This is a genomic window from Hymenobacter nivis, from assembly GCF_003149515.1.
Lineage (GTDB): Bacteria > Bacteroidota > Bacteroidia > Cytophagales > Hymenobacteraceae > Hymenobacter > Hymenobacter nivis.
Genome location: NZ_CP029145.1, coordinates 1,328,408 through 1,349,464, shown reverse-complemented (window position 1 = coordinate 1,349,464; position 21,057 = coordinate 1,328,408). Strand labels below are relative to the sequence as shown.

General features: G+C 64.1%; 20 protein-coding genes and 1 pseudogene. 11 read left to right on the top strand and 10 right to left on the bottom strand.

Annotation, left to right across the window (positions count from 1 at the left end; translation table 11 throughout):
* Positions 1 to 106 precede the first annotated feature (106 nt).
* A complete protein-coding gene (locus DDQ68_RS05845) occupies positions 107 to 1,156 on the top strand; it encodes an LLM class flavin-dependent oxidoreductase (protein WP_109655470.1) in 1,050 nt (349 codons plus the stop codon).
* A gap of 150 nt (positions 1,157 to 1,306) precedes the next feature.
* Here the strand turns inward: DDQ68_RS05845 and corA are convergent, their stop codons facing one another.
* On the bottom strand, positions 1,307 to 2,470 hold the full coding sequence (gene corA / locus DDQ68_RS05840) for a magnesium/cobalt transporter CorA (protein WP_109655469.1): 1,164 nt from the start codon (positions 2,468 to 2,470) through the stop codon (positions 1,307 to 1,309).
* A 112-nt stretch (positions 2,471 to 2,582) separates the two neighbouring features.
* On the opposite strand from corA, the gene DDQ68_RS05835 reads away from it, so the two are divergent.
* From DDQ68_RS05835 to DDQ68_RS05810, 6 genes are all read left to right on the top strand, one after another.
* Entirely contained in the window at positions 2,583 to 3,584 is a 1,002-nt protein-coding gene (locus DDQ68_RS05835) for a GNAT family N-acetyltransferase (RefSeq protein WP_162549884.1), read from the top strand.
* A gap of 301 nt (positions 3,585 to 3,885) precedes the next feature.
* Positions 3,886 to 5,178: an MATE family efflux transporter gene (locus DDQ68_RS05830; RefSeq protein WP_109655467.1), complete on the top strand. Its 1,293-nt coding sequence runs from the start codon at positions 3,886 to 3,888 to the stop codon at positions 5,176 to 5,178.
* 92 nt (positions 5,179 to 5,270) lie between these two features.
* The gene (locus DDQ68_RS05825; RefSeq protein WP_162549883.1) at positions 5,271 to 6,194 is read left to right on the top strand and encodes a glycosyltransferase; all 924 of its coding nucleotides are present in this window, start codon (positions 5,271 to 5,273) and stop codon (positions 6,192 to 6,194) included.
* Positions 6,195 to 6,234: 40 nt separating this feature from the next.
* On the top strand, positions 6,235 to 7,938 hold the full coding sequence (locus DDQ68_RS05820) for a hypothetical protein (protein ID WP_162549882.1): 1,704 nt from the start codon (positions 6,235 to 6,237) through the stop codon (positions 7,936 to 7,938).
* Between the two features lie 110 nt (positions 7,939 to 8,048).
* Complete coding sequence (locus DDQ68_RS05815; RefSeq protein WP_109658324.1) at positions 8,049 to 9,029, top strand: acyl-ACP desaturase; 981 nt, start codon at positions 8,049 to 8,051, stop codon at positions 9,027 to 9,029.
* A 233-nt stretch (positions 9,030 to 9,262) separates the two neighbouring features.
* Entirely contained in the window at positions 9,263 to 9,427 is a 165-nt protein-coding gene (locus DDQ68_RS05810; protein WP_109655464.1) for a zinc-binding dehydrogenase, read from the top strand.
* Between the two features lie 70 nt (positions 9,428 to 9,497).
* Here the strand turns inward: DDQ68_RS05810 and DDQ68_RS05805 are convergent, their stop codons facing one another.
* Positions 9,498 to 9,779, bottom strand: a complete 282-nt coding sequence (locus tag DDQ68_RS05805; RefSeq protein WP_109655463.1) for a DUF427 domain-containing protein — start codon at positions 9,777 to 9,779, stop codon at positions 9,498 to 9,500.
* Between the two features lie 98 nt (positions 9,780 to 9,877).
* Here DDQ68_RS05805 and DDQ68_RS05800 point away from each other — a divergent pair, with 98 nt between their 5' ends.
* Positions 9,878 to 10,981, top strand: coding sequence for a vWA domain-containing protein (locus DDQ68_RS05800; protein ID WP_109655462.1), 1,104 nt, complete (start codon positions 9,878 to 9,880; stop codon positions 10,979 to 10,981).
* Positions 10,982 to 11,092: 111 nt separating this feature from the next.
* Here DDQ68_RS05800 and DDQ68_RS05795 read toward each other — a convergent pair whose 3' ends face one another.
* On the bottom strand, positions 11,093 to 11,581 hold the full coding sequence (locus DDQ68_RS05795) for an HPP family protein (protein ID WP_342767439.1): 489 nt from the start codon (positions 11,579 to 11,581) through the stop codon (positions 11,093 to 11,095).
* A 341-nt stretch (positions 11,582 to 11,922) separates the two neighbouring features.
* Here DDQ68_RS05795 and DDQ68_RS05790 point away from each other — a divergent pair, with 341 nt between their 5' ends.
* The gene (locus tag DDQ68_RS05790) at positions 11,923 to 13,446 is read left to right on the top strand and encodes a sigma 54-interacting transcriptional regulator (RefSeq protein WP_109655460.1); all 1,524 of its coding nucleotides are present in this window, start codon (positions 11,923 to 11,925) and stop codon (positions 13,444 to 13,446) included.
* A gap of 86 nt (positions 13,447 to 13,532) precedes the next feature.
* Here the strand turns inward: DDQ68_RS05790 and DDQ68_RS05785 are convergent, their stop codons facing one another.
* Positions 13,533 to 14,000 carry a peptidylprolyl isomerase gene (locus DDQ68_RS05785; RefSeq protein ID WP_109655459.1) on the bottom strand — a complete coding sequence of 156 codons (468 nt, stop codon included), beginning with the start codon at positions 13,998 to 14,000 and terminating at the stop codon, positions 13,533 to 13,535.
* A 148-nt stretch (positions 14,001 to 14,148) separates the two neighbouring features.
* On the opposite strand from DDQ68_RS05785, the gene DDQ68_RS05780 reads away from it, so the two are divergent.
* The gene (locus tag DDQ68_RS05780) at positions 14,149 to 14,793 is read left to right on the top strand and encodes a fasciclin domain-containing protein (RefSeq protein ID WP_109655458.1); all 645 of its coding nucleotides are present in this window, start codon (positions 14,149 to 14,151) and stop codon (positions 14,791 to 14,793) included.
* 186 nt (positions 14,794 to 14,979) lie between these two features.
* Here DDQ68_RS05780 and DDQ68_RS05775 read toward each other — a convergent pair whose 3' ends face one another.
* From DDQ68_RS05775 to DDQ68_RS05765, 3 genes are all read right to left on the bottom strand, one after another.
* Positions 14,980 to 15,867, bottom strand: coding sequence for an NAD(P)-dependent oxidoreductase (locus DDQ68_RS05775; RefSeq protein ID WP_109655457.1), 888 nt, complete (start codon positions 15,865 to 15,867; stop codon positions 14,980 to 14,982).
* A 40-nt stretch (positions 15,868 to 15,907) separates the two neighbouring features.
* Positions 15,908 to 16,336 carry a hypothetical protein gene (locus tag DDQ68_RS05770; RefSeq protein ID WP_109655456.1) on the bottom strand — a complete coding sequence of 143 codons (429 nt, stop codon included), beginning with the start codon at positions 16,334 to 16,336 and terminating at the stop codon, positions 15,908 to 15,910.
* Between the two features lie 252 nt (positions 16,337 to 16,588).
* Entirely contained in the window at positions 16,589 to 17,560 is a 972-nt protein-coding gene (locus DDQ68_RS05765; RefSeq protein ID WP_438830718.1) for a hypothetical protein, read from the bottom strand.
* Positions 17,561 to 17,626: 66 nt separating this feature from the next.
* Between DDQ68_RS05765 and DDQ68_RS24935 the strand changes: the two are divergent.
* Positions 17,627 to 18,202, top strand: a pseudogene (locus DDQ68_RS24935) (transposase); the annotation flags it as partial.
* A 58-nt stretch (positions 18,203 to 18,260) separates the two neighbouring features.
* Here the strand turns inward: DDQ68_RS24935 and DDQ68_RS05755 are convergent.
* From DDQ68_RS05755 to DDQ68_RS05745, 3 genes are all read right to left on the bottom strand, one after another.
* Positions 18,261 to 19,106 (bottom strand): hydroxymethylglutaryl-CoA lyase, encoded by an 846-nt coding sequence (locus DDQ68_RS05755; protein ID WP_109655453.1) that lies wholly within the window; start codon positions 19,104 to 19,106, stop codon positions 18,261 to 18,263.
* Positions 19,107 to 19,177: 71 nt separating this feature from the next.
* The gene (locus DDQ68_RS05750; RefSeq protein ID WP_109655452.1) at positions 19,178 to 20,155 is read right to left on the bottom strand and encodes a hypothetical protein; all 978 of its coding nucleotides are present in this window, start codon (positions 20,153 to 20,155) and stop codon (positions 19,178 to 19,180) included.
* A 125-nt stretch (positions 20,156 to 20,280) separates the two neighbouring features.
* Positions 20,281 to 20,910 carry a helix-turn-helix domain-containing protein gene (locus DDQ68_RS05745; protein ID WP_109655451.1) on the bottom strand — a complete coding sequence of 210 codons (630 nt, stop codon included), beginning with the start codon at positions 20,908 to 20,910 and terminating at the stop codon, positions 20,281 to 20,283.
* Positions 20,911 to 21,057 lie beyond the last annotated feature (147 nt).

Below are 21,057 nucleotides of genomic sequence, written 5' to 3'. Positions count from 1 at the left end.
CGTGTAGCTTCTTAGTGCCTTGGGGTCTGGGTGGGGTGCGAGCAATCATTTTGCGCAGAAATAGGTTAAGTGTAACAACCGCTGTTACTCTTCATTCTGCATCTATATGTTAACAAACACCGCTGCTTCCGTCGTTTTCTCGGTGCTCGATCTGGCCCCCATTGCGGCCGGCACCACGCCCGCCGATACCTTTCGCCACAGCCTGGACCTGGCCCAGCAGGTTGAAAAACAGGGCTATACCCGCTACTGGCTCTCCGAGCACCACAACATGGCCAGCGTGGCCAGTTCGGCCCCGGTGGTGCTGATGGGCTACCTCGCCGGCGGCACCACCACGCTGCGCCTGGGCTCGGGTGGCATCATGCTGCCCAACCACGCCCCGCTGGTAGTGGCCGAGCAGCTGGGTACGCTGGCCACGCTCTACCCCGGCCGCATCGACTTGGGCCTGGGCCGGGCCCCGGGCTCCGACCAGGCCACGGCGCAGGCCATCCGGGGCGGCCGCTTCGGCGGGGTGCAGGATTTCCCGCGCGACGTGCAGCAGCTGCAAACCTATTTTTCGGCCGCCAACAGCACCGCCGCGGTGCGGGCCATTCCCGGCGAAGGCCTGGATGTGCCGATTTACATCCTGGGCTCCAGCACCGACAGCGCCTACCTGGCGGCGGCCCTGGGCCTGCCCTATGCCTTCGCCAGCCACTTCGCGCCGGCCCAGCTCATGGCCGCCTTCGACATTTACCGCCAAAACTTCCGGCCCTCGGCGGCCCTGGCCCAGCCCTACGCCATTGCCTGCGTGAACGTAGTGGCCGCCGACACCGATGCCGAGGCGCAATGGCTGTCCACGTCGTTGCAGCAGTTCATGCTAAGCGTTATCTCCGGCCGGCCCGCCCCGCTGGCCCCGCCCGTCGAGTCGATGGCCCCGCTCTGGGGCCCTGCCCAGCAGCAGGCCGTGCAGCAAATGCTGGCCTACTCCTTCATCGGCGGCCCGGCCACGCTGCAAGCCGATTTGCAGGACTTCATCGACCAGACGCAGGTCAACGAAATCATGGCCGTCTCCAACATCTTCAGCCACGCGGCCCGCATCCATTCCTACGAAATCCTGGCCGGGGCCCTGCGCGGCGTCACCCAGCCCGAGGCAGAAAGCCAGTTGGCTTTCAAAGAGTAGGTTTCTATTCAAAAACATAAAACGGTCATGCTGAGCGCAGCCGAAGCATCTCTCCCGCAGCAGTAATTAATTACTCAGAGGGAGAGATGCTTCGGCTGCGCTCAGCATGACCGTTTTATGTTTTTCCTAGTGTCCTGTTTTCCCAGGGCCCTAATCGCCGCTCGACAGCCAGCCTTTGCGCCAGAAATAATACAGCTGGCCGGCCACGATGAAGGCCAGGATGGCCAGCAGCACGGGGTAGCCCCAGGGCTGGTACAGCTCGGGCATGTTGAGGGGCAGGGCGTGGCCGTGGCCGTCGTCGCGCTGGAAGTTCATGCCGTAGAGGCCCACCACGAAGCTCAGCGGGATGAAGATGGAGCTGATGATGGTCAGCACCTTCATCACTTCGTTCATGCGGTTGCTCTGGTCGGAGAGGTACAGGTCGGCCAGGCTGCTGATGTTGTCGCGGTAGCTCTCGGCCAGGTCCAGGGCCTGGATGGCGTGGTCGTAGCAGTCGCGGTAGTAGGTTTTGATGTCCTCGGGCACCACCTCGTCGGGCAGGCGCAGGATTTCCGCAATTTTGTCGCGCTCGGGGTATACCAGGCGGCGGAAGCGCACCACGCTTTTCTTCACTTGCAGGATGCGGCTGAGCAGCCGCCGCTCGCGCCGGGCCACGAAAATGCTGTCCTCCAGCTCCTCAATGTAGTCGCCGATGGCCGCCATCGTAGGGTAGTAGTGGTCGAGCACAACGTCGGTGAGGGCGTAGGCGAGGTAGGCGATGGGGCGGCGGCGGAGCTGGCTGCTGGGGCCCCGCAGGCGGTTGCGCAGCACCTCCAGGCAGTCCTCGTAGTCGTCCTGAAACGTGAGCACGTAGTTGGGCCCCGTGAAGATGGAGAGCTGGTCGTCGTCGATTTCCAGGTTGGTGGTGAACTCCGTCATGCGCGAAACCAGGAACAGGCGGTTGTCGTCGAACACCTCCACCTTGGCCCGCTGGTAGTCGCCGAGCACGTCCTCCATTTGCAGCGGGTGCAGGTTGAAGTTTTCCATGAGCTGCTCCAGCAGCGGCAGGTCGCCGTAGCCGCGCACGTCGAGCCAGTATTTGCGCCCGGGGCCCGTGCGCAGGGTTTCGAGCAGCTCGTCGTAGCGGCCCGTGTATTCGGCCTCGTCGCAGTTGTCCTCGTCGTAGGCCATCAAAAACAGGCGCGGCGTGGGGGCCCCGGGGCGCACGGTGAGGGTGCCCGGCCGCTGGCCCACGCGCTGGGCGCGGGTTTCGCGGAGGGCGGCGCGGTCGGCGTCGGTGGCCGGTGCGGGGGGGGAAGAATCGGGGGGAGCCATGCGAAGGGGCGGCGAGCGGGCGGGAAATTCGGGGCAAAATACGCCGCCGGGGCCCCGGGGTTGGGCCGGGGCCCCGGCCGGGCCGTACTTTGCCGGGCTTTTTCTGCGCACTGTGTCCGTTTCCGAGCCTTATTCCATTTTTGAAGCCGGGGCCTCTGGGGCGGCCCCGGCGGTGTGGGCCCCAGGCCCTGGGCCCCGCCCCGCCGCCCCGCGCCGCCCGCTAGCCTTCGAGTCGCTGCTGTTTTTGCAGCTCGCGCACCAGGCCTTGCAACCCCCAGCGGGCCCTGTGCTCAGCTTTTACCTGGAGGATGGCGGCCAAACCGTGGCCCAGTTGCACGCCGTGGCCGACCCCGCCACCGGCCAGGCCCGCAGCCCCGGGCAAGCTCCGTTCGGCGGGGCGCAGCTGGCCCCGGGCCTGGGCATGGGGGCCGTGCACGCGCTGTTTGGGGCGGCCGAAGCGGCGCTGCGCGGGCTGGGCCAGCAGCAGCTGGCGGTGCGCGGCTACCCGTTTTGCTACGACCCCGCCGGAGCCGCTGCCCTGGCCGGGGCCCTGCACCAGCGCGGCTACCGCGTGGCCCTGGCCGAGCAGAACTACCACCTCGACCTGGCCCGTGACTACGCCGCTGGCCTGCACCCCTCCGAGCGCCGCCGCCTGCACAAGTGCGCCCGCCACGGCCTGGTGGTAGAGCAGGAGCACCGCTGGTTTCTGCCGCGCGCCCACGCCTTTCTCAGCGCGTGCCGGCAGGAACGGGGGCAGGCGCCGCCGCTGCCCCTGGCGCGGCTGGAGGCGTTGTTCGAGGCCTTTCCCAACGACTACTTTCTGTTTTCGGTGCGGGTCCCCAGCGGCGAGTGGGCCGCCCTCACGGTGGCCGTGCGCGTGAGCGAAGCGGTGCTTTACAACTTCTGCCCTGCCAGCCCTTTAAGCCAGAACGCCCTGAGCCCGGTGGTGCTCCTCAACGAGGGCCTGCACGCCTTTGCACGGGCCAGCGGCATGGCCGTGCTCGACCTAGGTACCTCCACGCTGCCCGCGGGCCCCAACGCGTCGCTGCTGCGCTTCAAGCGCCACCTGGGGGCGACCGCCGGCCTGCGCCTGAGTTGGAAAAAAGACCTGTGACCACGTGCCACCCCAGGGGGCGCTTTGAAAACCAAGTGCTTGTTGGTTTTGATAATTGCTCCCCGGCAATGGTGGTTGGGGCTGTTTAAATTAGCGTCTACATTCCATTCTAAGAGACAAAGAATCAAGTTAAATAGCCTCTGAACCAAGTAAAGCGTCTCTACCGCTTCGCATGACCTGTTCATCAAAACAGAAGAGATGCATCGGCTGCGCGGACACCAGATGGGCAGGGCGTTCAATAGGCTTCCTACACAGCTTCAAAGCTAATTTTTTGACAACCAACAACTAGTACACCAACCGAATGCCCCTACCCGTTCCACCTGCCCGCGCTGTGCCCGCGTGGCGCAGCTTTGTGCGGGGCGCGCTGGGCACTGGCGTGGGACTGGTGGCGCGGGCGGCGGGCGCTATTGCCGTGGGTAAGCTGGTGGCTACCCATGCCCCGGCGGGGGGCCTCACGCTGCTGGCGCAGGTGCAGGCCGTGATGGCCCTGCTCACCACGCTGCCCATTGACGGCACCCATGTGGGCCTGGTAAAGTACCTGGCTCCGCTGCGGCCCGGTGGCCGCCGCTATCGGGCGTGGCTGGGCGCGGCAGGGGCCCTGAACGCGGCCGCGCTGGCGCTGGGCGCGGCGGTGCTGTTCCTGTGGCCGGGGCTGGCGGCCAGCCCGGGGCAGCGTGCCATATTGGTGGCCGGTGTGGCTCTGAACACGGCGCAAGCCTTCCTGGGCACCGCCTTGCTGGCGGCCGGCCGGCTGCGGGCCTACGTAGGGCTGGCCGTAGCCACGGCTGCGCTGGGCACCGCGGCCGTAGCCGCCGGCCTGGGGCCCGGGCGCAGCTGGCCGTTGCCCACCGTGCTGCTGGCCTACGCTGTGGGCCAGGGCCTGGCCGTGGTGCCCGCTTTGGTAATGGCTGGTCGGGCCGGGGTGCTGCGGGGCCTGGGCCGGTGGGTGGCCCCTAGCCGGGCGGCGCTGCGGGGCCTGGCGCAGTTCGGGCTGATGGCCGTGGGTAACGTCGTGTTTGGGCGGGCCGTGGACGTGGCCGTGCGGGCCGCGCTGCTGGCCCGCTTCGGCCCGGCCCGCACCGACGTGTGGCAGGCCGCTGCTAAGCTCTCGGATAACTATACCATGGTGGTGGCCGCCGTGCTCAGCAGCGTGTTTTACCCGCAGCTGGCGGCGCTGGTGGGGCGGCCCGCCGCGGCCCGCGCCTACCTGAGCGGGGTGCTGGTAGTGCTGGCCCCGGCGCTGGCCGCGGCGCTGGGGGCCGTATTTCTGGCCCGCGACTGGCTGCTGCCACTGTTTTTTGCGCCGCGCCTGCTGGCGGCGCGGGCCCTGCTGGCCCCTCAGATGCTGGGCGACTGGGCCAAGTTTCTGAGCTGGGTGTTCATTTTTCAGCTCACGGCTCAGGCCCGTACGGGGCGCTACGTGGCCGTGCAGGCGGCCTCGGCGGTGCTCTACGCCGGGCTGCTGGCGGGGCTGGTGCCGGCCCTGGGCCTGGCGGGTGCGGTGTGGGCCCACGCCCTGCGCTACGGGGCCCTGCTGCTGGGCTGCGGGTTTTTCTGGCTGCGCAGCGGGCGCGACGAGTTGGGCCAAGGGTAGCGCCGCACGTATTTTTGGGCTGACTTTCTCGCCCCCTGTTGCCCACTTCCCGTTCCCCGCTTCCCACTTTCCCACCCCCGCCGGGCCCCGTCGTGACGGTGGTAGCCCTGTGCCACAACCACGCGCCCTTCCTGCGCGAGGCCCTGGATTCGGTGCTGGCCCAAGCCTACCCGCACCTGGAAGTGTGGCTCGTGGACGACGCCAGCACCGACGAGAGCCCGGCTATTTTGCGCCAGTACGCCGCCGCGCACCCGGCCTGGCACCTGCTGCTGCTGCCCGAAAACGTGGGCAACTGCCGCGCTTTCAACCACGCCTTTCGGCAGAGTACGGGCGAGTTTGTGGTTGACTTCGCCACCGATGATGTGCTGCTGCCCGACCGCCTGGCCCGGCAAGTGGCTCAGTTTGGGGCCCTGGACGTGAGTTATGGCGTGGTCTATTCCAACGCCGAACTCATTGACGAACAGGGTAATTTGCTGGGCCGCCACTACTACCCCGGTGCCCCAGCGCACCTGCGCCCGGCCAGCGGCTGGGTATTTGCCGACGTGCTGGCCCGTTTCTTCATCAGCACGCCCACCATGCTGATGCGGCGCGCCTGCCTGGCCGCGCTGGGTGGCTACGACGAGGCGCTGGCCTACGAGGACTTCGACTTCTGGGTGCGCGCCGCCCGCGACTGGCAGTTTGATTACCTCGACGCCGTGACGACCCGCAAACGCAAACACCCGCGCGCTATGTCGGCCCGCGCCTACCGCGCCGATGACCCGTACCTGACTTCCACCATCCGCGTCTGTGCAAAGGCCCTGGCCCTGGTGCGCACCCCGGCCGAGCGCGCTGCCCTGGCCGTACGCCTGCGCTGGGAGCTGCGCCACGCCGCCCGCCGCCACCGCCCTGCCGAGGTGGGGGCCCTGTTTGCGCTGCTGCGTCAGGTGGTCCGCCCCGCGCCCCTCGACAGGGCCCTGGCCGCCTGGAGCCGTGCGCTGGCCGCCTGGAGCCGTGCGCTGGCCGCTTGGTGGCGGTAGTGGGGCGGCGGGCGTAGTTTTGGCGGCTTCCCCTCCCACCGTGCCGTACGCCTTTCGTTTCGCTGTTTTTGCCCGCGCTGGGTTGCTGCCCGGGGCCCTGGTGCTGGGCACGGTGGCGGGCCTGGGCAGCTACTGCGAGGCCAACGACGAAACCGTGCTGGCCTGGCTGTTTGCGGGCGTGCTCGCGCCGGGACCAGTGCCCTCGCTGCCGCTGTATCTGCACGGCTATGGGCATGTGCTGGCGGCGGCCTACGGGGCCCTGCCCGGGGTGCCTTGGCTGGGGCTGCTGCTGGCCGTGCTGCTGGGCGCGGCTACCGGGCTGTGGTTTGCGGTGCTGGACAAGCTGCTGCGGCCGTACTTGCGGCCGCAGCCCTTGGTGCTGGCGCTGGTGGCGTTTTTCGGAGTGGCGTGGCTCGAGCATTGGCTGTGGTTCAGCCACGCGCGGGTGCCACTGCTGCTGGCGGGCGGGGCCGTGCTGTACGCCGCCCAGCGGCCGGGGCGCTGGGGCCCCCTGCTGGTGGCGCTGGTGGCGCTGGTGGCCGCTTGGCTGGTGCGCCCCGGCCTGGCCGTGGTGGGGGCCGCCGCCGCCGTGCCGGCCGCTGTGCTGCTGGCAGGCGGCTGGCGCCGCGCCGCGCCGGCGCTGGCGGGCGCGGCGCTGTTACTGGCCGGGGCCACCGGCGCGGCCGCTCTGCGTCAAACGCCCGCCGAAGCCCAAACTCAGGCGCACGACGCCTTTTTTGCCCGGGTGCTTGACTTCGAGCAGCTACGCCCGCAGCCCCGCAATTCGGCCGATAGCCTGGGCACCACCGCCGTGGGCCTGTGGCTGCTGGGCGACTCGACGGCTGTGAACGATGCGCTGGCCCGCCGCGCCTACCATTTCGATGCGCGGGAATTTTTTGGCCGCACAGTACCTGCCAAGCTCGTGCTGCGGGCTGGGCTGCTGGTGCGCGACTACTTCCCGGTGCTGCTGGCGCTGGGGGTCCTGGCCGGGGGCGTGGCCCGCCGCCAGGGCCCCCAACATCGGCGCGGCGCGCGGGGCTTCTGGTTGGTGCAGCTGGGCTTCGCCGGGGCCCTGGTGGTGCTGGCGGGCGGCTTCAAGCTGCCGCCCCGCCTGGCGCTGCCGCTGCTCGACTTTTGGCTACTGGCCAACCTAGCGTTTTGGCTGGAGGTGCCCGGCATGGGCCACGTGGGAGCGGGGCCCATGCCGCTTCCCCCGGCGCTGCGGCGTTGGGGCGCTGTGGCGGCGCTGGCCGTGGGGGCCCTGTATGCGGCCAAAACCGGGCACCGCTGCCTGGTGCTGGGGCAGGAGCGCGCCCGCCACGAGCGCGCCCTGGCCGAGCTGGCCGGCCGCACCGCGGGCCGCGTGCGGGTGCTGGCCGGTACCACCGATTTGCTTAAAAGCCTCTCGCCATTCCGAGCCTATAATTTGGGCCCCGGGCCGGTGCTGAACCTCAGCGGATGGGCGGCGCACGACGCCTCGCAGCGGGCCCTGTGCCGCGCCCTCACCGGGGCCCCCGGGCAGGCCGACGCCTTGCGCCGCCTGGCCAGGGCTCCCGCCGGCCGGGTGGCCTGGGTGCTGGCCGCCCCCGAAGCAGCCTGGCTGAACGCGGCGGCCCTGCGCGGCCCGCCCGCCCAGCGGTGGGCCCTGCGCCGGGGCCCCGCCCTGGCCGCCGATTCCAGCCTGCACTTTTATTCCCCTGGGGCCCCGGGCAAACCGTTGGCCCGGCCCACATCCGCGCGATAGGCTGCGCCGTAGAACATAATCTTGTACCCCACCCAACACCTCGGTATTGGACCTTTGCGGTTCGAAAATCGTTGCTTCACTACAATTACACGTTTTCGATTCTCCGCGCCATGCTCAGTTCCACGATGATTTCGCGCAGCGAGGTCTTGCAACACCTCGAAGGTTTTCTTAAGGAAAACATTTACAGCTTCCTCAAGAAGGTGGAGGATAGCTGGCAACCTGCTGATTACCTGCCTGACTCGCGCCGCGATACCTTCTTTGACGAAGTAAAAGACCTGCGAGACAAAGCCTCGGGCCTGAGCTACGACCTGCTGGCCGTGCTCATCGGCGATACCATCACCGAGGAGGCCCTGCCCAACTACGAGGCCTGGTTCCACGAGCTCGACGATTTGAACCGCGACGACAACAACGGCTGGGCCCAGTGGATCCGGGGCTGGACGGCCGAGGAAAACCGCCACGGCGACCTGCTCAACCGCTACCTCTACCTTTCGGGCCGCGTGAACATGCGCGAATTTGAGATGAGCACCCAGTACCTCATCAACGATGGCTTCGACCTGGGCACCGCCCATGACCCGTACCGCGCCTTCGTGTACACGAGCTACCAGGAAATGGCCACCAATATCTCGCACCGCCGCGTGGGCCAGCTCGCCCGCACCGCCGGCGACGATGGCCTCTCCAAAATCTGCGGCATGATTGCTGGCGACGAAAACCGCCACGCCCGCGCCTACAAAACCTTCGTGGAGAAAATTTTCGAAGTGGACCCTTCGGAAATGATGCTGGCCTTCGAGGATATGATGCGCAAGAAAATCGTGATGCCCGCCCACTACATGCGTGAGTTGGGCATCGACATGGGCAAAACCTACGGCCACTTTACCGACGCCGCCCAGCGTCTGGGCGTGTACACCAGCGCCGACTACACCGATATCCTCGATACGTTGCTCACCGACTGGAAAATTGCCAGCATCGGGGGCCTCACCGGCCCCGCCGAGAAGGCCCGCGACTACGTAATGGCCCTGCCTGCCCGCCTGCGCCGCGTGAGCGACCGCATGCCGGTGCCCAAGCTGGAGTACAAGTTCAAGTGGATTTCGTAGGGCCCCGAGCGTGCTTACTACGTAAAAAGCCGCTTCCCTGGTCGGGAGGCGGCTTTTTACGTAGTAAGCCCGCTCGGGGCCCTGCCGCTGCTAACCCGCTCCGGTAGCCCAGGCCCCAGTTCCTCACCAATGTAACCTCCCATGCCTTGGCAAACGCGAGCCGCCTGCTACACTGAGTTTGGCGGCGTCAATAAAATATAAAGCAGGGCCCCGGCTCGCGCTTCGCCCACGTGATGGCACCGTCCAGCGTACTCGATATCAACTACTTGCATGCGCCGGCCGGCGACGGCAAATTGCAAGTGCCCGTATCGGCCACGTTCTCGCTGGCCGGCGTCAAAAAAGCCTTCGAGCAGATTGAAACCAAGCACACCACTGGCAAGGTAGTCATCGTGCCGTAGGGCCCCGGCCGCACAAAAAAGCCCGCCGCGCATCTCAGCGCGGCGGGCTTTTTTGCGAGCATAGTTTTCTCTATTCGCTGACTTTCACGCCTTTCCAGAAGGCTACGTAGCCTTTGATATTTTGGGCGGCGTCTTTGGGCGCCGGGTAGTACCAGGCGGCGTCCTTGTTTTGCTCGCCGTTCACGCTCAGCGAGTAGTAGCTGGCCTGGCCTTTCCAGGGGCAGGATGTGTGGGCGATGCTATCCTCGAAAAACTCCTTTTTAAGAGATTCAGCTGGGAAATAGTGGTTGTTTTCGACTACCACGGTGTTGTCGCTTTCAGCCACGACTGTGTTGTTCCAAACGGCTTTCATGGGGCGGGGTATTTAGTGCAGTAGCGGGAAAGTATGCCGAGTGAACATTGCCGCCGCGGGCGTTGTTTTGGCGGCCTATCCTCCTTTCTCTTGAAATTATGGCCACTGGCTTCCGATTCCGCGATTTTGTGCCCGATGAGCAGCCCGAAAAAGGCTTCGAGTCGCTCTTTAAGCTGTTTATGCAGCTGGTTACCATTACCTCTGGCGACGTGGGTGAGGCCCTCTCGTGGCTCAACGAACTCGACAAGCAATACAGCCTCACCGACGACGGCTACGGCATGGGCAACTTCATCGATGACCTGAAGAAAAAGGGCTACATCGACGAAGACGAGCAGAAAAAGGGCGAATTCCACATCACCGCCAAGTCGGAGCAGCAGCTGCGCAAGTCGGCGCTGGAGGAAATCTTCGGCAAGCTCAAAAAGAGCAGCACCGGCAACCACCGCACGCCCCAAACCGGCCAGGGCGACGAGCAGAGTACCGACCTGCGCGAGTTCCGCTTCGGCGACTCGCTGGAGCAGATTCAGATGACCGAATCCATCCGCAACGCCCAGCTCAACCACGGCGTGGACAACGGCTTCATGCTGACCGAGGGCGACCTCGAAGTACGCGAAAATGAGCATAAATCGCAGACCAGCACGGTGCTGATGATTGACATCTCCCACTCAATGATCCTGTATGGCGAAGACCGCATCACGCCCGCCAAAAAGGTAGCCATGGCCTTGGCCGAGCTCGTCAAGCAGAAGTACCCCAAGGATACGCTCGACGTAATTGTGTTCGGCAACGACGCCTGGCAGATTGAGGTGAAGGACCTGCCCTACCTGCAAGTGGGGCCCTACCACACCAACACCGTGGCCGGCCTGGAGCTGGCGATGGACCTGCTGCGCAAGCGCAAAACGCCGAACAAGCAGATTTTCATGATCACCGACGGCAAGCCTACTTGCCTCAAAGAAGGCAACGGCTACTACAAAAACAGCTTCGGCCTCGACCGCAAGGTGGTGAACAAGACGCTGAACATTGCCGCCGCCGCCCGCCGCGTTAAAATCCCCATCACTACGTTCATGATTACCTCCGATCCTTACCTCCAGCAGTTCGTGGAGGAATTCACGGAGGTGAACCAGGGCAAGGCCTACTACTCGGGCCTGAAAGGCCTGGGCCACCTGGTGTTCGAAGACTACAAAAAGAACCGGCGCAAGTCGCTGTAAGCAGCCAATGCGGACCAAAAGCAAGGAGAGCGGCCGCCGGATAATCCGGCGGCCGCTCTCCTTGCTTTTAGCCTGTGGTAGCCTGGTCAGCTCTCACAGGGAACCGGCTCCCTACTCGTGGTAAACGCGCTGCCAGAACCGGTACCAGCGCTTATTAGTGGGGTAGTGGCGCGAGGCGGTCGTATTGTTGAAGATCAGTGCGACGACGAGCAGCATAGCGGCCCCCGTCAGCACGGGCAGGAACACATAGCCGTAGCCCAGGGCCTTTAGCTGGGGCGAACCGATGACGGCGATGAGGGCCGTAGCTCCGCCGGGGGGGTGCAGGGTCTTGGTTATTTGCATGCCCACAATGGAGAGCGACACGGCCAGCGCCGACGCCAGCCACAGTTCCTGGGGCACCCAATGCTGAACGGTAACGCCAATAAAAGCACTGAGGACGTGCCCGCCCAGTAGGTTGCGCGGCTGCGCCAGCGGGCTATTGATGGCCCCGTAAACCAGTACCGAAGAAGCCCCAAACGAGGCGATGAGCAGCGGCGTATCGGTGGGCAGCCGGAAACTATTCAGCCAGCCAATGAGGCCGATGCCCGCAAAAGCTCCCAAAAAAGTCCAGAAATGTTCTTTGAAATTGAAAAGCGTTTCTTGGTAGACAATAACTTTAATTCGGCGGGCGTGCCGGTGCAATCGGGTTCGCATGGTTGGGGGAAAGGCGGCGGAGACGCTGCTTTGTTTTGGCTACAAAAGTACTAGCCGGGCTGCTCCTTTGGCGGCTGCGTGGCCAGGATGCTTTCGTGCTGCCTTGCCAGGGTAGTTCGGAGGGTTTCGAAAATCAGAAAAACCGGTCGGGTAGCCAGGCTGTTATCCGCTGCCAGTTGCGGGCTGAACCTCAGCTTGCCTTTCGTGGTTAAACACCTTGGGAAGCCAGTTTCCCGCCAACGTCTTTTATGAAGCACGAAACCATCCGCACCCTGGGCCAGCTCCGCGCCAGTGGCTACAAATCCCGCAGCGTGAAAGCCGAGCTCCGGGAGAACCTGATTCAGAAACTCAAGAATAAAGAGGACGTATTCCCAGGCATTTTCGGCTACGACGAAACCGTGATTCCCGAGTTGCAGCGCGCCATTCTGGCCGGGCACCACATCAACCTGCTGGGCCTGCGCGGCCAGGCCAAAACCCGCATCGCGCGCCTGCTCATCAACCTGCTCGACGAGTACATGCCCGTGGTGGAAGGCTCGGAGCTGAACGACGACCCCTTGCAGCCGCTGTCGGTGTTTGCCAAAAACCTGATTGCCGAGCACGGCGACAACACGCCCGTGGCCTGGGTGCACCGCGACGAGCGCTACACCGAGAAGCTGGCCACGCCCGACGTGACCGTGGCCGACCTCATCGGCGACGCCGACCCCATCAAGGCCGCGACGCTCAAACTGCCGTACTCTGACGAGCGGGTGATTCACTTTGGCCTGATTCCCAGGGCCCATCGCGGTATTTTCGTGATTAATGAGCTGCCCGACCTGCAGGCCCGCATCCAGGTGTCGCTGTTCAACATTTTGCAGGAAGGCGATATCCAGATTCGTGGCTTCAAGGTGCGCCTGCCGCTCGATATCCAGTTCGTATTTACGGCCAACCCCGAGGACTACACCAACCGCGGCAGCATCGTGACGCCGCTCAAGGACCGGATTGACGCCCAAATCATTACCCACTACCCGAAATCCATCGAAATCGGCAAGCGCATCACCAAGCAGGAAGCCCGCATCAAGGAGGACCAGAAAGGCATGGTGACGACCAACGAAATTACCCACGACCTCGTGGAGCAGGTGGCCGTAGAGGCCCGCGGCTCCGAGTTCGTTGACGCCAAGAGCGGCGTATCGGCCCGCCTCACCATCTCGGCCTACGAGCAGGTAGTGGCCGGCGCCGAACGCCGGGCTCTCATTAACGGCGAGGCGAAAACTTACGTGCGCGTGGGCGACTTCATCTCGGCCGTGCCTGCCATCACGGGCAAGGTGGAGCTGGTGTACGAAGGCGAGCAGGAGGGCGCGGGCATCGTGGCCGAGAAGCTCATGGGCAAGGCCATCCGCACCCTGTTCCTGAACTACTTCCCTGACCCCGACAAGTCGAAGAAACTGAAAAACCGCGTTTCGCCCTACAAAACGGTGCAGGAGTGGTTTGGCAGCGGCAACACCCTCGACTTGATGCACGACGCCTCGGATGCTGACTACCACGCCGCGCTGGACAAAGTGCCCGGCCTGCGCGACATCGTGAAGGAACTGCACCCTAACGAGGATGCCAACACGACCTACTTCCTGATGGAGTTCCTGCTGCACGGCCTGAGCGAGCACAGCCTCATTTCGCGCAACCGCCTCACCGCCGGGGCCCAGTTCAAGGACCTGCTCTCGTCGATGTTCACCATGCCCACCTTCGAGGAGGGCGACGATGAGGACGAGGAGGAAGAAAAGCCCCGCCGCCGCCGCTAGGGCTCTAGGGCCCCAGGGTTTCCAGGCAAGCAAAAAGCCCCGCGTACCGAAAGGTGCGCGGGGCTTTTTACTGAGCAGCTGGTAGTCTACGCGGCGGCGTCGTCCGTCACCACGATTTTCTCAATTGTGTCGTTGGGCTTGATTTGGTCGATGACTTCGAGGCCCTCCACCACTTTGCCGAATACAGTGTGCACGCGGTCGAGGTGGGCAGTGTTGTCGCGCGAATGCACCACGAAGAACTGCGAGCCGCCGGTGTTTTTGCCGGCGTGGGCCATGCTCAGCACGCCGCGCTCGTGGTATTGGTGGTCGCCGCTGGTTTCGCAGTCGATTTTGTAGCCGGGGCCCCCGGTGCCGGGCGCGCCTTTGGCGCCGGGCTTAGTGTTGGGGTCACCGCCCTGAATCACGAAATTCGGGATAACGCGGTGGAAGGTGGTGCCGTCGTAGAAGCCTTTCTGAGCTAAATCGGTAAAGTTTTTGACTGTGTTGGGGGCGTCTTGCTCGTAGAACTCGACTTTCATGACCCCCTTGGGGGTGTGGATTTCGGCGGTTTTCATCGAAAAAAGGATATGGATGGGAAAACGCCCGGGGCGGGCGCTGCAAAAATAAGCGCCCGCCCCGGGCAACGGCAGCTAAACAATCCGGGGCCCCCGATTGATTCGTATAGTATCCAAACCCTTTATTCTCTCTCTGTTCAGTTTTTTCATGAAAAAGCAACTGTTTTCCCTCGTTAGTGCTTTCGCCCTGACCTTGGCCCTGGCCAGCTGCGGCAAAGACAAGCCCGCCGAAACCACCACCGCTGCTGCCGATGCAACGACTAAGAATCCTGCTGATTCGGTGGCCGCTATGGCCGGCGATTCGGCCCGCATGGCCAAGCCCGGCGGCGTGATGGTGGACGGCGTGGCCATGACGCCTGACAAAGACATCGTGGACAACGCCGCGAGCGCCAAGAGCGTGAGCACCCTGGTGTCGCTCTTGAAGCAGGCCGGCCTGGTGGAAACCCTGAAAGGCACGGGCCCCTTCACCGTGTTTGCCCCTACCAACGCCGCTTTCGACAAGCTACCCAAGGCCGCCGTGGCCGCCCTTACCGCCCCCGCCAACGTCGCCAAGCTCAAGGGCGTGCTGACGTACCACGTCATCGCCGGCCGCCTGCTGGCCGCCGACCTGAAAGACGGCCAGGAACTGACCACTGTGAACGGTGAGAAGCTGAAAGTAATGGTGAAAGACGGCAAAGTGATGGTGGGCAATGGCAAAGACGCCCCCGCCACCGTGCAAATCGCCGATATTATTTCAAAAAACGGCGTCACCCACGTCATCGACGGCGTGTTGCTGCCGTTGGAGAAGAAGTAGATTATTAGTTGCTAGTTGTCGGTTGTTAGCATGACGGCCATAGCTACAGAAAAAGCCTCCAGCATATTGCTGGAGGCTTTTTCTGTATTTAGAAATAATTAAATCGTCGTGTCGACCAAGGTAAGGGATTTAATTGTGTGCACTTTGGCGACTAATAGCTGACAACCAATACCTGACAACTAAAACCTACGCTTCCAGGCCGGCGTCTTCCGAGACGCGGCGGGCGAAGGCGGTCCAGTCCACGTCGTCTTCGCCGCGGGCCACGGTGGTGCTCATGCGGTTGTGTACGAGTTGGGCCAGGGGCATGGGCGTGGCCAGCTGCTGGGCGTGATCGAGCACGAGGCGGAAATCTTTGCGGATGATGGGCGGTAGGGCCCCCACGGGCGTGTAGTTCTTGGAGGCAATCATGCGCCCGTAGCCGTGGTACACAGGGCAATCGAAGATGGTGTTAACCAGGAAATCATAGATGGGCTGGCGGCCCACGCCGCTTTTTTCGGCCAGCGTGAAGGCCTCCGCCATAGCCTCGATGGCTGCGCCGAGCATGAAGTTGCCGCAGAGCTTGACCACGCTGGCCGCGGCCGGGTCGTCGCCGAACTCGTGCACGCCCTGGCCCAGCGGCGCCAGCCAGGGCTGCACCTTCGCGCGGGCGGCCGGGGGCCCCGCCAGGCCCAGCCACAGCTTAGCTGACGCCGCGGCATCGGGTTTGCCAAACACTGGCGCGGCTACGAATTCCGAGCCGTGGGCGGCGTGGGCTTCGGCCAGTCGGGTGGTGGTGGTGGGCGCCACGGTGCTGCACGAGATGTGCACCGCGTTGGGCGCCAGGCCGTGCAGCAGGCCCTCGGGGCCCGTCACCAGCTCGGTCAGGACGGCGTCGTCGCTTACCATCGTGAACACGGCTTCGGCGCCGCGGGCGGCTTCGGCGGGGGTTGCGGCCACGGTGGCGCCCTGCGCTTGGAGGGGCGCGGCCTTGGCGGCGGTGCGGTTGTAGACGGTGAGGGTGTGGCCGGCCTTGAGCAGGTTGGCGGCCATGGCCAGGCCCATGTTGCCCAGGCCCAGGAATGCAAGTTTTGCCATGTTGAAAGGGGAGTGGCCGTAGCCAATGGTTCGCCCCGGTTTACTCAGCTATCCAGTGGTAGGTTTCGGAGGCCCCAGCGTCGAAGCAAGCACCCGCCCCGACGAGCTGCAGCTGCCGCTGTCCGTTTTGCTGGCTGAGGCGGTAAATCTTCGCATCGCTGTTGCTTAAGTCGGCCTCGCTCGTGAACGTTATTAGCGGGTCGTTTGGGCCGACACACGGCCCCGCTGGGCCCTGCGAGAGTTGAAAAGTGGTCTGGTAATAGGGCTGTCCGTTGCGCCGCACCGTCAACTGGCCTTCGGTTGCAAACACTACTTGGCGGGTGAAGCCTTGGGTGGCCGGCGTGCGCAGGCCAGACTGGTAGCCCGTGCTTTCCCATTCCCAATGGCCAGTGGCTTCGGCTAGAACGTTGTAGGTAATGGGCAGCGTGCGGCATCGTGCTTGCACCCGGTGGTGAGTTGGGCGGCGCATCTGAGGACCCCGGCGAGTAGGAGAGCTTTCATAACTAATGGTCGAGTAGAAGGGAAAGAATATTTGAACTGAGGAGCTACTAATTGCCTGTTTCGTTGCAAGCCCAGGCATTAAAAAAAGTAGTGGTCTAAAACGGGATGGTCCGGCGACTTTTTTCGTCGTCGGACCACTCTGGCGATGCCCTGGAGCCGCTTTTTTTTAGTAAGAGTGGCCCGAAGAAGCCCTTCGGGCAATTCACTGGACCACTCCGTTTTAGACCACCGCTAAAAAAGTATTTAAGCCAGCGGCCACTGGCGACTGTGCCTTTACCGGGGCCCTAGCGAATCGGCCCCCGGCACCGCTGCTGGCGCGTCCAATACCGAATCGGGTGCGGCCGGGGCTTCCCTGGCTACCTCGCGGGGGGCGGGAGCCTCGTTGGGCACGGCGGTTTCGGTGTCGGTGGCTGGAATTGCGGCAGGCTCCGTAAACGCCCGGGTCTGCGTTGAGTCGGCCGCGTTTTCCATCAACTGACGCAGCCAAAGCGCCCCGTCGCATAAAGACCAGATCGCGCCCCCGGCCCTTGCAGGAGTCGAGCTGCACCGCTAATTTGACGCCAAACGCCGCCGCATTCCCCAGATGGCCCACAAAAACCGACGAGGCAATGTGCCCGCCCCGCTCCTCCACGATGCTGGTTTGCAAGGTCGAGGTCGCAAAAATGCGCCCCGGTTTCGCTTTTTTGTAGCCCTCGTCGGTTATCAGCATCGCCCCGTCGGCCTGCGCGTAGACGCCCCCCACGGGGGCCACCTCCGGCGCCTCGGGGGTGGGCGCCTGGTCTGCCTCGTCGGTGATGGCCCCGCCGTAAAAGCGCGTCAGACGGTCAAGCTGGCTGGCCCCCACGGGCAGGCCCAGCAGCGTTTCGGCCAACGCGGCGGCCTGTTGATAGACCTCGGATTGCCCTAAAAAAACTAGTTGCTCCTGTAGGTAGGGACTAGTGCCAAACCCGTTCGGGTGATATCTAAAATCCTGATTGTTGGCTATTTGTATTTGACCAAAGCGCGTCGTCATCTTTTTTTTACGCCGGTCGGCCGGCACGGGGCCAACGTTACGGTCCAACATTTGACGACCCAATTCCATCCAGATGGCTTCAAAGGACTTCTCGTAATCGTAGAACGTCGGCTGGGTAGCAAGGGCCTGTAAGTCGTTGTATTTTTGCTCGGCCAACGCCAGGTATTCGGCCTTGCTCATGCCGGTGGAGGTGCTGTAGTCATGACCCAAGTCACGAATACGCAGCGACAATTTGGGTTGCACCCTTTCCAAGCCATGTTTAAGCACGTGGTGGAAGAGGGAAAAATCTAGGCCCGCCCCCTGCTCTTTGCCCGTTGGTATGCCAGTAGCGAAAACCTGAAAGTGATTGAGCGGGCCGGCTGGATGTTTTTTTACTACCCTGAAAAGCAATCGGTTAGGACGTATAAGCAAGGCAACGGGCTACCAGGCCCTGGACATACTCGAACCGCCGGCCGGGGGCTGGAGCCGGGGCGTGGAAGTACGCCTGCAACAAGTACCGTTTAGGATAAAACTCTTCAAGCTGGTTGCCACAGACGGCCGCATTTAATGGGTGATAACCCATCACCTGGCGGCCCGTCTCAATCGGGAGATGGTTATCGATGCCGTACAGGTACGCTGGCAGGTGGAGGGGTTTCACCGGAGCTTCAAGCAATTAACGGGTTCCGGGAAATGCCAATGCCGCAAGGCCCAGGCACAGCGCAATCACTTAACTTGTTGTTATTTAGCCTGGGTGTCGTTGCGGTAATATGCCCGCGCCATCGGCCGCACCATTTATCAGGCCGCCTGCCTACGTGGGCCGAATGGCTGCGGAAAAAATTGTAAAATTCATCTATTCTTTTTTTACTACCTAAGACTGCGTAAGTTCTATTTAATACGGGCACTAATGCATCACCTGTGTAACCATTTTTTGCGCCTCCGCCAGGGGCCCCAAATTCAACCCCAGGTCTTCGCCCTGCTCGCCCAAATAATTAATCAAATTCTCCGTGGCCACGTTGCCCGTCAGGTCGTCGGCAGCCATCGGGCAGCCGCCGAAGCCGCCCAGGGCCCCATCGAAGCGGCGGCAGCCTGCGTGGTAGGCGGCGGCCACGTTGGCGCGCCAGGCGGTGGGCAAGGTGTGCAGGTGGGCCCCAAACTCGATGCCCGGGAAGGCCGGAATCAACTCCGCAAATAGGGCCCCCACAGTGCCCGCCGTGCCCACGCCCACCGTGTCGGACGGTGCCACGATGCGCACGCCCAGCGCCGCCAGCTGCGCCGTGAAATCTACCACCAGCGCCGGGCTCCACGCGTCGCCATAGGGGTTGCCGAAGCCCATGGACAGGTACACAACCAGCGTTTTGCCGGCCTGCGTGCACAGCTCCTGTATGGCGGCCACGTCGGCCAGGGCCCCGGCGCGGGTCTGGTTGGTATTGCGCTGCTGGAAGGTTTCAGATACCGAGAGCGGGAAGCCCAGGTAGTGGATTTCGGGGTGCTGGGCGGCAGTTTCGGCCCCGCGGCGGTTGGCCACGATGGCCAGGAGCTTGGTTTGGGTGGTACTTAAATCGAGGCCGGCCAGCACCTCAGCCGTGTCGCGCAGCTGCGGAATGGCTTTAGGCGACACGAACGAGCCGAAGTCGAGCGTGTCAAAGCCTACGCGCAGCAGGGTGTTGAGGTAGGCCGTTTTGGTGGCGGTGGGGATGAACGCGGGGAGGCCCTGCATGGCATCGCGGGGGCAGTCGATGAGCTTCATAAACGGCAAGGAAGGGCGGGTAGGTGGGGGCCCAAAGGTAGCGGCCCGCGGCCAGGGTCCCGGCCGGGTAGTTACCTGCCTACTACTCCGTAGCGGCCGCTTCTCACGTCCAGAATGAGTACGCCGCCCGCGAAAGGTGCGTTGCCCAGTAGGCCATCCAGGCCCGAAAAGCGCATCAGCGTCTGCTGCACCAGGCCCATGCCCTCCAGGTAGGTGACGGTACCCAGCGGAATTTCAACGGCCCCGAAGCGCAGCCGGGCGGGGGTTGGCACCGTGTGCAGCACCAGCTTTTTGCCCCAGGAATTGGTAGTGTCGGTGCGGGCGGGGGCCCCGGGGGTGGCCATTTGCTGACAGCTCTCCCGGCTGGTGAGCAGGGTGTAAGCGCTGGTGCCGGAGTCGAACAGGAGCTGGCGCGGCGCGCCGTTCAGGGCCGCGGCGAGCAGCACGCGGCGCTCGGGGAAAGCGAGCGGGGCGAAGGTAGCGCGGGCGGCCAGGCCCGCCGGCACGTCGGCGCCCAGCGTGAAGCGCCCGGCGGCGTAGTCCAGCACCAGCACGCGGCCTTTCAACGCATCGGTGCCCAGCGAGCCAATAATGAAAGGGGCCAGTCTGTCAGCGGGTATTTCGCCGGTGCCGTGGAGGAGCACTTTCGCGTTGCCAACGGCCACTTGGGCGCCGCCCAAGGCAAAGCGGAATTCGGGCGCCACATTTCCCCGGGGCCGCAAGCTGGTGCCCAGCGTGGGGTAGCGCCGGTGCAGGGCCGCCAGCTGGCGTGCGTAAAGCACGGTGTTGGGGGCCCCGGTGTCGAGCTGAAAGTAGCAGGTGCGGGGGCAGCTGCGGAGCCGGACGGGTACGAGCAGGGCGGCGTGCGGCACGGCGGGCTTGGCCACCGTGTCGGCCCACCAGCGTAGCGGGCCCGTTGCCGGCAGGCCCACCACGGTGAGCTGGTTGGCGGGGGGCGCAAACTTCCGCTTCATGTAGAAGTAGCCGCCAACGCCGCTCAGCACGAGCACGAGCACCAGGGAAAGCAGAACCTTAAAGCGGGTTTTCATGGCAAGGCAAAGAGCGGGTTGCGGTACGAAGGCAAACCTAGCCGCCCGCACGGCTGGCCCTTGCGTCATTTTGCCGTCGTTTCCCCGTCATTGACTGCAAAGCGCTTTTTATCAAAAACTTACCATCAGAGCCTGATGGGGTAAATGGCCAAATCACCGCGCCGCAGCCGCCCGGCGTAGTACACCACGGCGAGTATATTGAGCAAATAGGACAGGATGAAAACCGCCAAAAAGCCGCCCCGCCACGGCCGCAGGTCCAGGGCGTTGGCCACTTGATAGGCCCCCAGCAGCAGCCCGTACGCCAGGAAGCACCCAAGCTGCCACAGAATCTGGAAGCCCACCACCCGGCGGCCCACTTCGGCTGCGTGCAGGACGGTGTGGCGCCGCCGACGCCAGAGCACCAACGGCGCTACGACGTTGAGCAAGGGTAGCACCAGCAAGCTCAGCGTACTCAGGTTGAGCAGTTGCAGAAACTCGGGGTCGGGCCGCAGTGGGCGCAACGCCGACGGGGGGGGGCCGGCGGCCGTCGAAACGGATGAAACCGGCGCGGTTTCGGGTGCGGGCTCCGCGCGAAAATCCTCCAGCGACACGCTCAGGGCGGCGGCCAGCGCGTGCAGCGTGTGGCCGCGGGGCACGGTTTCGCCCCGCTCGACCCGCTGAATGGTGCGCAAGCTCACGCCCGAGTGCTCGGCCAGCAATTCCTGCGAGAAGCCCTTGCTTTTGCGGATGGCGAGAATGCGGGCGGCGGAAAACATGCGCGGCAATTATAACGATGGAAACGGGGGTAATAATACGGCTCTCCGTTGCCAAGCGCGTTTCCCGTAGCTGCTGAAGAGCCGGCCGCCGGCCTTGCGCGCGGCCGGGGCCCCAGCGAACTTGCCCCGCGCGGGCGGCGTTACGGG